The following is a 12,190-nucleotide window of genomic DNA, read 5'->3' as shown; positions in this document are numbered from 1 at the left end:
CTGCCATCGCTGAGGAGAAACGCCATGTACTCACCCGCCGCCTTTCGCATCGACGACCTCGCCGAGCTGCACGCGCAGATCGAGCGCACGCCGCTGGCGACTTTGGTGACCCAGGGCGAATGCGGCCTGCAGGCCAGCCACCTGCCACTGCTGCTCGACCCCGCTGCGGGCGAAAAGGGCACGCTGCGCGGCCACTTCGCCCGGGCCAACCCGCAATGGCGCGAGCTGGCCGCTGGTGCCGAGGCGCTGGTGATCTTCCCCGGCCCCTCGGCCTACGTCAGCCCCGGCTATTACCCGAGCAAGGCCCGCGACCACAAGGCGGTGCCGACCTGGAACTACGTCAGCGTGCAGGCCTGGGGCCGCGCCGAAACGTTCGACGAGCCGGCGCGCCTGCGCGATTTGCTCAGCCGCCTCAGCGCCCACCACGAACGCGGCCAGGCGCAGCCCTGGTCACTGGACGAGGCGCCCGCCGATTACCTCGACGCCCTGCTGCGCGCCATCGTCGGCTTCGAGCTGCCGATCGAGCGCCTCGCCGGCAAGGCGAAAATGAGCCAGAACCAGCCAGCGGACAACCGCGCCGGCGTTCGCGACGCGCTGGCGAGCCGCAGCGCGAGCGAACAAGACGTGGCGCGGCTGATGGACAACCTGCGCTGAACCCCGTAGCTCGAACCAAAGGAGAATGCCCATGCCGACCCTCGACATCCGCCCCGTCAGCGCGGCCGATCACGCCGCCTGGCTGCCGCTCTGGCAGGCGTACCTGCACTTCTATGCCAGCGAACTGCCGGCGCAAACCACCGCTAGTACCTGGCAACGCTTTCTCGACCCGACCGAGCCGACCCACGCCGCGCTGGCCTGGCGCGACGGCCAGGCCGTCGGCCTGGTGCAGTGGATTTTCCATCGCTCCAACTGGCTCACCGCCCATAGCTGCTACCTGCAGGATCTGTTCGTCAGCCCCGAGGCACGCGGCGGCGGCACCGGCCGCGCCCTGATCGAGCATGTCTACGCCGAGGCCCGCCGCGCCGGCGGCACGCGGGTGCACTGGCTGACCCAGGAAAACAACCACACCGCCATGCGGCTCTACGACCGCATCGCCAAGCGTTCAGGCTTCGTGCAATACACCCACAGCCTTTAGCCCAAGGAAGACGACATGAGCCACCCATTGCCCGACTGGCAACCCGCCAACCCGCCGCCACGCCACAGGCTCGACGGCCGCTACGTGGACCTGGAGCCGCTCGACCCGGCCCGCCACGGCGACGACCTGTGGCTGTGCCTGCAAGGGCCGGATGCCGACCCGCTGCTGTGGGACTACCTGCCCTACGGCCCGTTCCAACGGCGCAGCGACTTCGACGCCTGGCTGGCCGCCAACGCCGCCGCGACCGACCCGCTGTTCTTCGCTGTGCTCGACCGCGCCAGCGGCCAGGCCCAGGGCCTGCTCAGCTACCTGAATATCGTGCCGGACCATGGCTGCATCGAGATCGGCCACGTCGCCTTCGGCCGCGCCATGCAGCAAACGCCACGCGCCACGGAGGCGGTGTTCCTGCTTGCCGACCTGGCCTTCGTTCTCGGCAATCGCCGGCTGGAATGGAAATGCAACGACGCCAATGCCCGCTCCAAACGCGCCGCCGAACGCTTCGGCTTCAGCTTCGAAGGCGTGTTCCGCCAGCACTCGGTGATCAAGGGCCACAACCGCGACACCGCTTGGTTTTCCCTGCTCGACCATGAGTGGCCGGCACGGCGCCAGGCGTTCGTGCACTGGCTGGCGGCGGAGAACTTCGACAGCCAGGGACGACAGCACCGGGCCCTGGCCGAGCTGCGCGGTTAGGTTCCAGGCGTTGGGCTTCGCAAGCTCAACGCCAACCTGCGATGACTCCGATGTAGGTTGCGGTTGAGCGAAGCGAAGCCCAACAACCATCGGCACCACAAGCCCCCAGCCGTTCGGCGCCATTGTTTCGCCAGCATCGCTTTCGCAAGGTATAGTGCCGCCCGCTTCACGGGGCGCGGCCTGCGCCCTGGGCGTCACCCCAAGGACCGAATCGATGATGTTGAAACGCACTGCGAGCCTTCTGGTGCTCGCCATCGCCGTCAGCGGCTGCTCTACCAAGGCCTACTTCAAGCTGCCGGAAAATACCCAGGTGGCCGTCTATGAGCGGCCGCAACAGTTCTCCCAGGGCCTGGTGAAAACCCGCCCGTTCGCCTGGCGCGCCACCCGCGGCATCCCCTATACCCTGAGCAACACAAACGGTGAACTGCTGCAGCGCGGCACGTTGCGCGCGCGCTTTCGCGTCGCCTCGATCTTCTGGCCCCCGGTAGCGATCGCCTATTGGCCGATGGGCTTCGGCCAGCGCTGCTTCGACCTGACCGGCCCCGAGCCGCTGGCCTGCACCCCCGAAGACCAGCGCGAACTGCGCCGGCAGTACCGCGCCTCCCACTGACGGCTGCCAGTTACCTTCCCGGATTGCGCCGGGCATATCGGGCTACGATTCGCCTACTGTCGTAGCCCGGATAAGCGCCAGCGCAATCCGGGAACGGCGTCCTAGTCGTCACCCGCGATCTCCATCCCGCCACCTCCACCCCAATCCAGTGGCAACAGCCCCTGCCTGACAAACCGGTGGAAGCTCGAGTACGGCCAATCGGCTACCCACTTCACAAGCCCATGTTTCACAGGATTGAAATGGATGTAATCGATATGGGTCGCCAAATCCCGCTCGTCGCGAATCGCATGCTCCCAGAAGCGGGACTGCCAGATAGCCGCACCGCTCCGGGCGTCAAGCTCTATCGGCTCGCCGGCGGCACCTAGCGCCTTGACGAACGATGCCTTGAAATCGCGCAACCGCGCCGAGTGGTTACTGTCGCCTTCAGGCAATTGCATGAGCAGGTGCAGATGGTCCGGCAGGATCACTACCGCCAGTAGCTCGAAAGGGTTACGTTGCTTTACTCGACGCAAGGCTTCACGCAACAGCGCGATATGTCGGATAAGCAGGTCGCTACGACGGTCCTTCAAGGTCAGGGTGAAGAAATAGCTGCCACCCGCCAGGCGAGTCCGCCGGTAATTGACCATGCCGACCTCCTTGTTGGTTATGTCTCGCCGCACCTGCCCCGGATTGCGCCAAGGCTTATCCGGGCTACCGAAACCACACCGAAACGTAGTCCGGATAGACGCTGCGCCGGCAGTACCGCGCCTCCCATTGAGAGCACAGCCCGGATAGCCACCCGCGCTATCCGGGAATCCTCAGAACTTCTCCGGCCTGAGCACTTCCACCTCGGCCAGGTAGCAGACCATCGCGTAGTTGGCGTAATAGTGCTCCTGCAGGTGGTGGGCGATACGCTCGGCCAACTCGCGGGCGCAGATCACTTCCAGGCGGATATTGCCTTCGGTGTCCCAGCCGGCGCTGCGTACGCCGCGACCACCACGGCCGCGGGCATCGGAGATGGTCCAGCCGGGCGCACGGAGCGCCTCCAGGTCCGACTCCAGTTTCTTTTCCAGGGCGGCCTCGCAGATCACGGTCAGCAAGGTGCGGGTGTGTACGTTCATCTCAGAGCCCCCAGGCGATCAGTCGTTCGGCCAGCTCATGGTAAAGCGGAATGCCGATCAGGATGTTGAACGGGAAGGTGATACCCAGCGAGGCGGTCAGCGACAGCGAGGGGTTGGCCTGGGGCAAGGCCAGGCGCAGCGCCGCCGGCACGGCGATGTAGGAAGCCGAGGCGGCCAGGGTGGCGAGCATTGCCGTGCCACCCAGCGACAGCCCCATGAAGCGGGCCAGCAAGGCACCGATCAGCGCACCGAGCAGCGGCATCAGCAAGGCGAACGCCGCCAGGCGCACCCCGAACTGCTTGAGCGAGCCGAGCTGGCCGGAGGCAATCAGGCCCATTTCCAGCAGGAAGAACGCCAGCACCGGCTTGAACATGCTGGTATACAGCGGCTCCAGCGGCTTGATCGCTTCCTTGCCGGCAATCGCGCCGATGACGATGCCGCCGAGCAGCAGCATGATGCTCTTGCCGAGGAAGATTTCCCTGCCCAGCTCGCCCCACTGGGTATCGCGGCTGATGCCCTTGGCCAGGATAATGCCGACCAGGATCGCCGGAACCTCGAGGATCGCCACGAACAGCGGCATGTAGCTCTCGAAGGCGATCTCCCGCGAGACCATGTAGGCCACCACCACGGCGAAGGTACCGGCGCTCACCGAACCGTAGTGCGCGGCCACCGCCGCCGCGTTGATGCGGTCGAAGCGCAGCCCGCGCAACAGGCCGAAGGCCAGTAACGGCAGGCAGATACCCAGCGCCAGCACCAGCGCCGATTGGCCCAGCAATTGCGCGCTGGCCTGTTCGGCCAGTTCCACTCCGCCATGCAGGCCGATGGCCAGCAACAGCACGATGGCCAGCGTCTCGTACAACGCCGGGGGCAGTTTCAATTCACTCTTCATCAAGCCGGCGAACAAGCCGAAGACGAAGAACAGTACTACCGGGTCCAGGCCCATCGCTTACCTCCAGTTAAAAAAAGGGAGCCTTACGGCTCCCAGGGGACTGCTAGATTCAACTTTCAATCTCGATCAAGACTTCGCCAGGGGTCACCCGGTCACCTTTGGCCACATGAATGGCCTTGACCGTACCGCCGATCGGCGCCTGCACCTCCGTCTCCATCTTCATCGCCTCGGTGATCAGCAGCGCCTGGCCGGCCTTGACGCGGTCACCGACCTTGACCAGCACATCGACGATATTGCCCGGCATGCTGGTGCTGACATCGCCCGGCGCGCTGGCATGCTTGCGCTTGTCGCCACCGCCGGCGACGAAGGCGTTGAGCGGCTCGAACACCACCTCCTCCGGCATGCCGTCGATGGACAGGTAGAAGTGGCGCTTGCCGTCGCTCTTGATGCCGACGCCGGTGATGTCGACCCGGTAGCTCTCGCCGTGCACGTCGACCACGAACTCGGTAGGCACGCCCTCGCCGACGGCGGCCGCCTGGCTGCCATCGGGAATCGGCAGCAGCGGTTCGGGGGTCAGGGTGCCGGCGGCGCGCTCCTCGAGGAACTTGCGCCCGATGTCGGGGAACATCGCATAGGTCAACACGTCCTCCTCGGACTTGGCCACCGCGCCGATCTCCTCGCGCAGCTTGGCCATTTCCGGCTTGATCAGGTCGGCCGGCCGCACGTCGATCACCTCTTCGCTGCCGATCGCCTGCTTGCGCAGCTGCTCGTTCACCTTGCCCGGCGCCTGGCCGTAGCGGCCCTGCAGATACAGCTTCACCTCGTTGGTGATGGTCTTGTAGCGCTCGCCGGCGAGCACGTTGAACACCGCCTGGGTACCGACGATCTGCGAGGTCGGGGTGACCAGGGGCGGAAAGCCCAGGTCCTCGCGCACCCGCGGAATCTCGGCGAAGACCTCGTCGATGCGATCCAGCGCGCCCTGCTCCTTCAGCTGGTTCGCCAGGTTGGACATCATGCCGCCCGGCACCTGGTTGACCTGCACCCGGGTGTCCACGGCAGTGAAGTCGCTCTCGAACTGGTGGTATTTCTTGCGCACGCCGTAGAAGTACAGGCCGATCTCCTGCAGCAGTTCCAGGTCCAGGCCGGTGTCGTACTCGCTGCCGCGCAGGGCGGCGACCATCGACTCGGTGCCCGGGTGGCTGGTACCCCAGGCCATGCTGGAGATGGCGGTATCGATATGGTCGGCTCCGGCCTCGATGGCCTTGAGCTGGCACATGGCGCCCATGCCGGCGGTGTCGTGGCTGTGGATGAACACTGGAAGGTCGACCTCGGCCTTCAATGCCTTGACCAGCTCGGCGGTGGCGAACGGGGTCAGCAGGCCGGCCATGTCCTTGATTGCCAGGGAATCGACGCCCATCGCGTGCATGGCCTTGGCCTGCTTCACGTAGGCCTCCACCGTGTGCACCGGACTGACGGTGTAGCTGAGGGTGCCCTGGGCATGCTTGCCGGCGGCCTTCACCGCTTCGATGGACACGCGCAGGTTACGCACGTCGTTCATCGCGTCGAAGATGCGGAACACGTCGATGCCGTTGACCGCCGCCTTGGCGACGAAGGCGCGCACCACGTCGTCGCTGTAGTGCCGGTAACCGAGCAGGTTCTGCCCGCGCAGCAGCATCTGCAGGCGGGTATTGGGCAACGCGGCCTTGAGCTTGCGCAGACGCTCCCAGGGGTCTTCCTTGAGGAAGCGGATGCAGGCGTCGAAGGTGGCGCCACCCCAGACTTCCAGCGACCAGTAGCCGACCCGGTCGAGCTTGTCGCAGATCGGCAGCATGTCTTCGGTGCGCATGCGCGTGGCCAGCAGCGACTGGTGGGCGTCGCGCAGGATGGTATCGGTGACGGTGATTCTCTTGGTCATGTTCTGATCCTTCCCTTACAGGCCAGCGTGGGCTGCGATGGCAGTGGCGATGGCGATGGCCAGGTGCGACGGGTTGCGTTTGATCGAATATTCGGTCAGTTCCGGATGGCTCTCGACGAAGCTGGTGTTGAACTGGCCGCTGCGGAATTCCGGGTTGCGCAGGATTTCCTGGTAGTAGGGCGCGGTGGTCTTCACGCCCTGCACGCGCATGTCGTCGAGCGCACGCAGGCCGCGGTCCATCGCCTCTTCCCAGGTCAGCGCCCAGACGATCAGCTTCAGGCACATCGAGTCGTAGTACGGCGGAATGGTGTAGCCGGTGTAGATCGCCGTGTCGGTGCGCACACCGGGGCCACCGGGGGCGTAGTAGCGGGTGATCTTGCCGAAGCTGGGTAGGAAGTTGTTCTTCGGGTCCTCGGCGTTGATGCGGAACTGCAGGGCGAAGCCGCGGTGGATGATGTCCTCCTGCTTCACCGACAGCGGCAGGCCGGCAGCAATGCGGATCTGCTCGCGCACGATGTCGATGCCAGTGATTTCCTCGGTGATGGTGTGCTCCACCTGCACCCGGGTGTTCATCTCCATGAAGTACACCTCGCCCTCGGCGAGCAGGAACTCCACGGTACCGGCGTTCTCGTAACCCACTGCCTGGGCGGCACGCACGGCAAGGTCGCCGATGTAGGCGCGCTGCTCGGGGGTCAGCTGCGGGCTGGGGGCGATCTCGATGAGCTTCTGGTTGCGCCGCTGGATCGAGCAATCGCGCTCGAACAGGTGCACGGTGTTGCCGAAGCTGTCGGCGAGGATCTGCGCCTCGATGTGCTTCGGATTGACGATGCATTTTTCCAGGAAGACTTCCGCCGAGCCGAAGGCCTTGGTCGCCTCGGAAATCACCCGCGGGTAGGCCTGTTCCAGCTCCTCGCGGCTATTGCAGCGACGAATGCCGCGACCGCCGCCGCCGGAGGTGGCCTTGAGCATCACCGGATAACCGATGCGATCGCCTTCGCGCAGGGCTTCCTCGATACTCGCGACGTTGCCTTCGGTACCGGGCGTGACCGGCACGCCGGCCTTGATCATGCTGCGCCGCGCCTCGGTCTTGTCGCCCATACGGCGAATCACCTCGGCGGAGGGGCCGATAAATTTGATCCCGCGCTCGGCGCAGATTTCCGCCAGCTCGGCATTCTCCGACAGGAAGCCGTAGCCCGGATGCAGGGCGTCGCAGCCGGTTTCCACCGCCAGGTTCACCAGCTTGCGCGGGTTCAGGTAACCGGCCAGCGGATCGTCGCCAATGCTGTGGGCCTCGTCGGCGCGCTTCACATGCAGAGCCATGCGGTCGGCTTCGGAATAGACGGCCACCGAGCGGATGCCCATCTCGGCGCAGGCGCGCACGATGCGAACGGCGATCTCTCCGCGGTTGGCAATCAGGATTTTCTTGATCACAACTGTCGTCCTCGACCAGTGGGCAAGCAAACCGGCAAGCCGGTCGACACATGACCGGCGTCAAGGCGCCAGTCGTGCTTTTACCCTAGCGCTCCATGCGGATTAACCAAAATTAATATTTATTGGGTTAGCCATTAGCTAAAGCTTATGATCGTCCGAAAGAAGCCCCAACGCCGTGCCACAGTCGGAGGAAAGACATGCGCAAGTCATTGATGCGTATGACATTACGCCAGCTGCAAGTCTTTCGCGCGGTGTGCGACAGCCGCTCCTACAGCCGCGCCGCCGACGAGATGGCACTGACCCAGCCAGCGGTCAGCCTGCAGATTCGCCAACTGGAGGAGCTGGTCGGCCAGCCGCTGTTCGAGTACCTGGGCAAGAAGCTCTACCTGACCGAGGCCGCCGAAGCGCTGCTGAAGACCAGCGAGGACATCTTCGGGCGCCTGGAAAACCTCGACATGCAGCTGTCCGACCTGCAGGGGTCGCTGCAGGGGCAATTGAGCCTGGCGGTAGAGTCCAGCGCCAAGTACGTGCTGCCGCACCTGTTCGCTGCCTTTCGCCGCCAACACCCTGAGGTCAGCCTGCAGTTGGTGGTGGTCAACCACGCCCAGGCCATGCGCCGACTCAGCGTCAGTCGCGACGACCTGCTGATCATGTCCCAGGTGCCAAGCGACCCGCCGCTGGACTTCCTGCCGTTCCTGAACAACCCCATCGTCGCCGTGGCACCGCCGGAGCACCCGCTCTGCCAGCGCGAAAACCTGACCCTGCAGGACCTCACCGCCTACCCGCTGCTGGTGCGCGAGCCCGGCTCGGGCACCCGCAAGGCCTGCGAGGAGTATTGCCACCAGAAGCGCGCGCACTTCGCCCATACCCTCGAACTGGGTTCGCTGGAGTCCCAACGGGAAGGGGTGCTCGCCGGCCTCGGCCTGGCGCTGCTGCCACGCCACACGGTGAGCCTGGAACTGCGTAACGGCCTGCTGCGGGAACTGCCGGTGGCGGAGCTGCCGCTCTACCGCAGCTGGTGCGTGGTGCATACCAAGGACAAGCGCCTGAGCCCGGTGGCCCAGGCCTTCCTCGGCTTCATCCGCCAGGAACGGGCACAGATCGCCCGCCTGGCGGAACGCTTCGCCGGAGCGCAGCTCAGGCCGTCAGCCGATAGCTAGGACCGATCAACTCGGGAAAATCGGCCAACTGCCGATGCAGTTCGCGCTGGTCATCATAGTTCTCGATGGCGCGGCGAAAGCGCATGCGCCGCTCGTCTTTCTGTTGGCGCTTGTACTTCGCATCGTGGACAGGCTGTTCATGGCGTGACATGGCGGTCTCCCAGGTCGAGTGCGGGAGTACCAGCATTCTCCTGGGGGATGACGCTTTGAAGGCGGAGCCATGAAGCTGACGTGAAAATCAACCGCGCGGGAAGAACGATCTACTGATCGTTCGCGCGCTTCTCCCGAGAGCGGCTATAAGCGCGAAAGGCATCCGCTGGCAGCAGCACGGTATCCAAGGCCATATCTACCGGCGTAGGCACAAGCAACACCGGACAGACGATCAGCGCCCAGCACCAAGGGTCTCCCGCCAGTTTGACCATCGAAAGCGTCGCCGGGTAGTAATCGGCGCGACGGTCATTGCCCAAGCGGGTGACTACCGTGCCACACCCCACGAACGATAGCGCAACCGCAGCCCATAGGCAGCCTTTTAAAATACCCTTCATCCCTGACTCCACTTGCTTCCTACTCCTCCTGCACCTTCACCGACTTCGGCGACAGGCGCAGACTGCGCAAGCTGCGCTTCACGCTCTTCAGGTGATTGACCAGCGTCGGCCCACGGGCCATGGCTACGCCCATGGCGAGCACATCGATCACCACCAGATGGGCGATGCGCGAGGTCAGCGGGGTGTAGATCTCGGTGTCTTCCTGCACATCGATGGCCAGGTTGACCGTGGCTAGCTCCGCCAGCGGCGTCTGGCTCGGGCACAGGGTGATCAGGCAGGCGCCGGCTTCGCGCACCAGGTTGGCGGTGATCAGCAGATCCTTGGAACGACCCGACTGGGAAATGCAGATGGCCACGTCGGTGGGCTTGAGCGTCACCGCGCTCATCGCCTGCATGTGCGGGTCCGAATAGGCGGCAGCGGTCAGCAGCAAGCGGAAGAACTTGTGCTGGGCATCGGCCGCCACCGCGCCGGACGCACCGAAGCCGTAGAACTCCACACGCTGGGCCCGGGCGCAGGCGGCAATGGCTTTTTCCAGCGCCACCGGATCGAGCTTTTCGCGGACCTCTATCAGCGTGTGCAGCGTGGTATCGAAAATCTTCAGGCTGAAATCGGCGACCGAATCGTCTTCATGAATGGCGAACTGGCCGAAGCTGGCGCCGGCCGCCAGGCTCTGCGCCAGCTTGAGCTTGAGATCCTGGAATCCGGTGCAACCGATGGCCCGACAGAAGCGCACGATGGTCGGCTCGCTGATACCGACGTCATGGGCCAGGTCGGCCATGGAGCTGTGCATCACCGCCGCCGGGTCGAGCAGCACATGGTCGGCCACCTTGAGTTCCGACTTGCGTAGCAGATGGCGCGATTGGGCGATGTGTTGCAGCAGATTCACAGGCAAGGACTCGGGTTATGATCGATTGGGCAGGCTGTAGCGTGCTTGTAGTTATACTACATGGATGCTGCCGCCGCCCAATAAACGACCTACGGAGTGCGCGGATGACCTCTCCCTGCGACATGCTGGTATTCGGCGGCACCGGCGACCTGGCCCTGCACAAGCTGCTGCCGGCGCTCTATCACCTGCACCGCGACGGCCGGCTGCCGGCCGACATGCGCATCCTCGCCCTGGCTCGCAAAACCCTGGCGCGCGATGCCTATCGCGCCCTGGCCGAGCGGCATTGCCGGGCACAGGTAGCCAAGGCCAACTTCGACGTCACGACCTGGCAAGGCTTCGCCGAACGCCTCGACTACCTGGCCATGGATGCCAGTCAGAGCGCCGACTACAGCCGCCTGGCGCGCCATCTGGGCGATGGCTGCCAACGCGGCCGTGTCTACTACCTGGCCACCGCCCCCAGCCTGTTCGAAGACATTGCCACCTACCTGCATACCGCCGGCCTGGCTGGCGACAACACGCGCATCGTGCTGGAAAAGCCCATCGGCCAGTCGCTGCAGTCGGCCCAGGAAATCAACCGGGCCATCGGCGCCCACTTCGCCGAAGGGCAGATCTTCCGCATCGACCACTACCTGGGCAAGGAAACCGTGCAGAACCTCATGGCCCTGCGCTTCGCCAACGCGCTGTTCGAGCCGATCTGGCGCGCCGGCCATGTCGACCACGTACAGATCAGCGTCTGCGAAACCCTCGGCGTGGAGAATCGCGGCGGCTACTACGACCACTCCGGCGCCATGCGCGACATGATCCAGAACCACCTGCTGCAACTGCTTTGCCTGGTGGCGATGGAAGCGCCGGTGCGCTTCGATGCCGAATCGGTGCGCAATGAAAAGCTCAAGGTGCTGGAGGCGCTGAAGCCCATCACCGGCCAGGATGTGCGCGACAAGACCGTGCGCGGCCAGTACAGCGCCGGCCAGATCGGTGGCCAGGACGTGCCGGCTTACTATTTCGAGCAGAACGTCGACAACGACAGCGACACCGAAACCTTCGTCGCCCTCGAGGCCGAAGTGGACAACTGGCGCTGGGCCGGCGTGCCCTTCTACCTGCGCACCGGCAAGCGCCTGGCCAAGAAGAGCTCGGAGATCGTCATCCAGTTCAAACCGGTACCCCATCGGCTGTTCAATGGCGGCGAGGCCAATCGCCTGCTGATCCGCCTGCAACCGGAGGAGCGCATCAGCCTGCAACTGATGGCCAAGTCGCCGGGCAAAGGCATGGGCCTGGCGCCGGTGGAGCTGGACCTGGACCTTGCCCATGCCTTCAGCAAGAAGCGCCGCTGGGATGCCTACGAGCGGCTGCTGCTGGACATCGTCGAAGGCGACTCGACGCTGTTCATGCGCCGCGATGAAGTAGAGGCCGCCTGGCGCTGGGTCGACCCCATCATCCAGGGCTGGCACGCCCACTATCAGCGTCCACGCCCTTACCCGGCAGGCTCCAACGGGCCGGAACAGGCCCATGCCCTGCTGGAGCAGCGCGGCCGTGCCTGGCATGAGTAGCTGTGCAACTTGTTGCGCAGCAATCTGTGGATAACCCTGTGGGCGAATGGCTGCATCCCCCGCCAGGAGAGACCTACAGGCCAGTGCGCAAAAAGTTGCGCAGCACTGCGCAACTTTTTGCTCACTTTTCAGTGCATTACCGCACAACGTGACCGTCCCTGCTATTTCGGTCACTCTAACTAGCTGATTTAATTAGCGTTGCTGCTTCTGGCACGGAAATGGCTCTCTCCTGGGCTCCCGGACCGGTCAAGGTCCACTACCAAGGCAAAGGAGAGCACCCATGCC

The 12,190-nt window shown here is 64.7% G+C and carries 14 protein-coding genes; 6 read left to right on the top strand and 8 right to left on the bottom strand.

The genetic code is table 11. The annotated features are described in order from the left end of the window. Nucleotides 1–24: 24 nt before the first annotated feature. The 4 genes from ACWKV7_RS12435 to ACWKV7_RS12420 all read left to right on the top strand — a co-directional run bounded on the left by ACWKV7_RS12435 (nt 25) and on the right by ACWKV7_RS12420 (nt 2,432). A complete protein-coding gene (locus ACWKV7_RS12435; RefSeq protein ID WP_483857989.1) occupies nt 25–654 on the top strand; it encodes an FMN-binding negative transcriptional regulator in 630 nt (209 codons plus the stop codon). A gap of 31 nt (nt 655–685) precedes the next feature. Then, nucleotides 686–1,132, top strand: a complete 447-nt coding sequence (locus tag ACWKV7_RS12430) for an N-acetyltransferase family protein (protein WP_483857988.1) — start codon at nt 686–688, stop codon at nt 1,130–1,132. A 15-nt stretch (nt 1,133–1,147) separates the two neighbouring features. Continuing rightward, nucleotides 1,148–1,822, top strand: a complete 675-nt coding sequence (locus tag ACWKV7_RS12425; protein ID WP_483857987.1) for a GNAT family N-acetyltransferase — start codon at nt 1,148–1,150, stop codon at nt 1,820–1,822. A 214-nt stretch (nt 1,823–2,036) separates the two neighbouring features. Next, complete coding sequence (locus tag ACWKV7_RS12420; RefSeq protein WP_483857986.1) at nt 2,037–2,432, top strand: hypothetical protein; 396 nt, start codon at nt 2,037–2,039, stop codon at nt 2,430–2,432. Nucleotides 2,433–2,533: 101 nt separating this feature from the next. Here the strand turns inward: ACWKV7_RS12420 and ACWKV7_RS12415 are convergent, their stop codons facing one another. The 5 genes from ACWKV7_RS12415 to ACWKV7_RS12395 all read right to left on the bottom strand — a co-directional run bounded on the left by ACWKV7_RS12415 (nt 2,534) and on the right by ACWKV7_RS12395 (nt 7,767). After that, entirely contained in the window at nt 2,534–3,058 is a 525-nt protein-coding gene (locus ACWKV7_RS12415) for an REP-associated tyrosine transposase (RefSeq protein WP_483857985.1), read from the bottom strand. Between the two features lie 171 nt (nt 3,059–3,229). Continuing rightward, nucleotides 3,230–3,532, bottom strand: a complete 303-nt coding sequence (locus ACWKV7_RS12410; protein WP_483857984.1) for a P-II family nitrogen regulator — start codon at nt 3,530–3,532, stop codon at nt 3,230–3,232. A gap of 1 nt (nt 3,533) precedes the next feature. Beyond that, a complete protein-coding gene (locus tag ACWKV7_RS12405) occupies nt 3,534–4,475 on the bottom strand; it encodes a sodium-dependent bicarbonate transport family permease (protein WP_483857983.1) in 942 nt (313 codons plus the stop codon). Nucleotides 4,476–4,530: 55 nt separating this feature from the next. Then, the gene (oadA, locus tag ACWKV7_RS12400) at nt 4,531–6,336 is read right to left on the bottom strand and encodes a sodium-extruding oxaloacetate decarboxylase subunit alpha (RefSeq protein ID WP_483857982.1); all 1,806 of its coding nucleotides are present in this window, start codon (nt 6,334–6,336) and stop codon (nt 4,531–4,533) included. Between the two features lie 15 nt (nt 6,337–6,351). Continuing rightward, nucleotides 6,352–7,767: an acetyl-CoA carboxylase biotin carboxylase subunit gene (locus ACWKV7_RS12395; RefSeq protein WP_483857981.1), complete on the bottom strand. Its 1,416-nt coding sequence runs from the start codon at nt 7,765–7,767 to the stop codon at nt 6,352–6,354. A 197-nt stretch (nt 7,768–7,964) separates the two neighbouring features. On the opposite strand from ACWKV7_RS12395, the gene ACWKV7_RS12390 reads away from it, so the two are divergent. Then, a complete protein-coding gene (locus ACWKV7_RS12390) occupies nt 7,965–8,927 on the top strand; it encodes a LysR family transcriptional regulator (RefSeq protein ID WP_487249210.1) in 963 nt (320 codons plus the stop codon). On the opposite strand, the gene ACWKV7_RS12385 is transcribed toward ACWKV7_RS12390, so the two are convergent. From ACWKV7_RS12385 to hexR, 3 genes are all read right to left on the bottom strand, one after another. Continuing rightward, nucleotides 8,905–9,078 (bottom strand): PA3496 family putative envelope integrity protein, encoded by a 174-nt coding sequence (locus tag ACWKV7_RS12385; protein ID WP_483857980.1) that lies wholly within the window; start codon nt 9,076–9,078, stop codon nt 8,905–8,907. The two genes, ACWKV7_RS12390 and ACWKV7_RS12385, sit on opposite strands and share 23 nt — an antisense overlap. 109 nt (nt 9,079–9,187) lie before the next feature. Beyond that, a complete protein-coding gene (locus ACWKV7_RS12380) occupies nt 9,188–9,472 on the bottom strand; it encodes a YceK/YidQ family lipoprotein (RefSeq protein ID WP_483857979.1) in 285 nt (94 codons plus the stop codon). Nucleotides 9,473–9,491: 19 nt separating this feature from the next. Beyond that, nucleotides 9,492–10,358 carry a transcriptional regulator HexR gene (hexR, locus tag ACWKV7_RS12375; protein ID WP_483857978.1) on the bottom strand — a complete coding sequence of 289 codons (867 nt, stop codon included), beginning with the start codon at nt 10,356–10,358 and terminating at the stop codon, nt 9,492–9,494. Between the two features lie 104 nt (nt 10,359–10,462). On the opposite strand from hexR, the gene zwf reads away from it, so the two are divergent. Continuing rightward, nucleotides 10,463–11,905 carry a glucose-6-phosphate dehydrogenase gene (gene zwf / locus ACWKV7_RS12370; RefSeq protein WP_483857977.1) on the top strand — a complete coding sequence of 481 codons (1,443 nt, stop codon included), beginning with the start codon at nt 10,463–10,465 and terminating at the stop codon, nt 11,903–11,905. Nucleotides 11,906–12,190 lie beyond the last annotated feature (285 nt).

This window comes from Zestomonas ipomoeae (genome assembly GCF_057128665.1).
Note: the sequence above shows the minus strand (reverse complement) of the source record. Positions and strands in the feature narration are given on the sequence as shown.

Bases quoted from the DNA above. Each gene is read 5' to 3' on its own strand.
- ACWKV7_RS12435 (WP_483857989.1), top strand. From the start codon at position 25: ATGTACTCACCCGCCGCCTTTCGCATCGACGACCTCGCCGAGCTGCAC.
- ACWKV7_RS12430 (WP_483857988.1), top strand. From the start codon at position 686: ATGCCGACCCTCGACATCCGCCCCGTCAGCGCGGCCGATCACGCCGCC.
- ACWKV7_RS12425 (WP_483857987.1), top strand. From the start codon at position 1,148: ATGAGCCACCCATTGCCCGACTGGCAACCCGCCAACCCGCCGCCACGC.
- ACWKV7_RS12420 (WP_483857986.1), top strand. From the start codon at position 2,037: ATGATGTTGAAACGCACTGCGAGCCTTCTGGTGCTCGCCATCGCCGTC.
- ACWKV7_RS12415 (WP_483857985.1), bottom strand. From the start codon at position 3,058: ATGGTCAATTACCGGCGGACTCGCCTGGCGGGTGGCAGCTATTTCTTC.
- ACWKV7_RS12410 (WP_483857984.1), bottom strand. From the start codon at position 3,532: ATGAACGTACACACCCGCACCTTGCTGACCGTGATCTGCGAGGCCGCC.
- ACWKV7_RS12405 (WP_483857983.1), bottom strand. From the start codon at position 4,475: ATGGGCCTGGACCCGGTAGTACTGTTCTTCGTCTTCGGCTTGTTCGCC.
- oadA (WP_483857982.1), bottom strand. From the start codon at position 6,336: ATGACCAAGAGAATCACCGTCACCGATACCATCCTGCGCGACGCCCAC.
- ACWKV7_RS12390 (WP_487249210.1), top strand. From the start codon at position 7,965: ATGCGCAAGTCATTGATGCGTATGACATTACGCCAGCTGCAAGTCTTT.
- ACWKV7_RS12385 (WP_483857980.1), bottom strand. From the start codon at position 9,078: ATGTCACGCCATGAACAGCCTGTCCACGATGCGAAGTACAAGCGCCAA.
- ACWKV7_RS12380 (WP_483857979.1), bottom strand. From the start codon at position 9,472: ATGAAGGGTATTTTAAAAGGCTGCCTATGGGCTGCGGTTGCGCTATCG.
- zwf (WP_483857977.1), top strand. From the start codon at position 10,463: ATGACCTCTCCCTGCGACATGCTGGTATTCGGCGGCACCGGCGACCTG.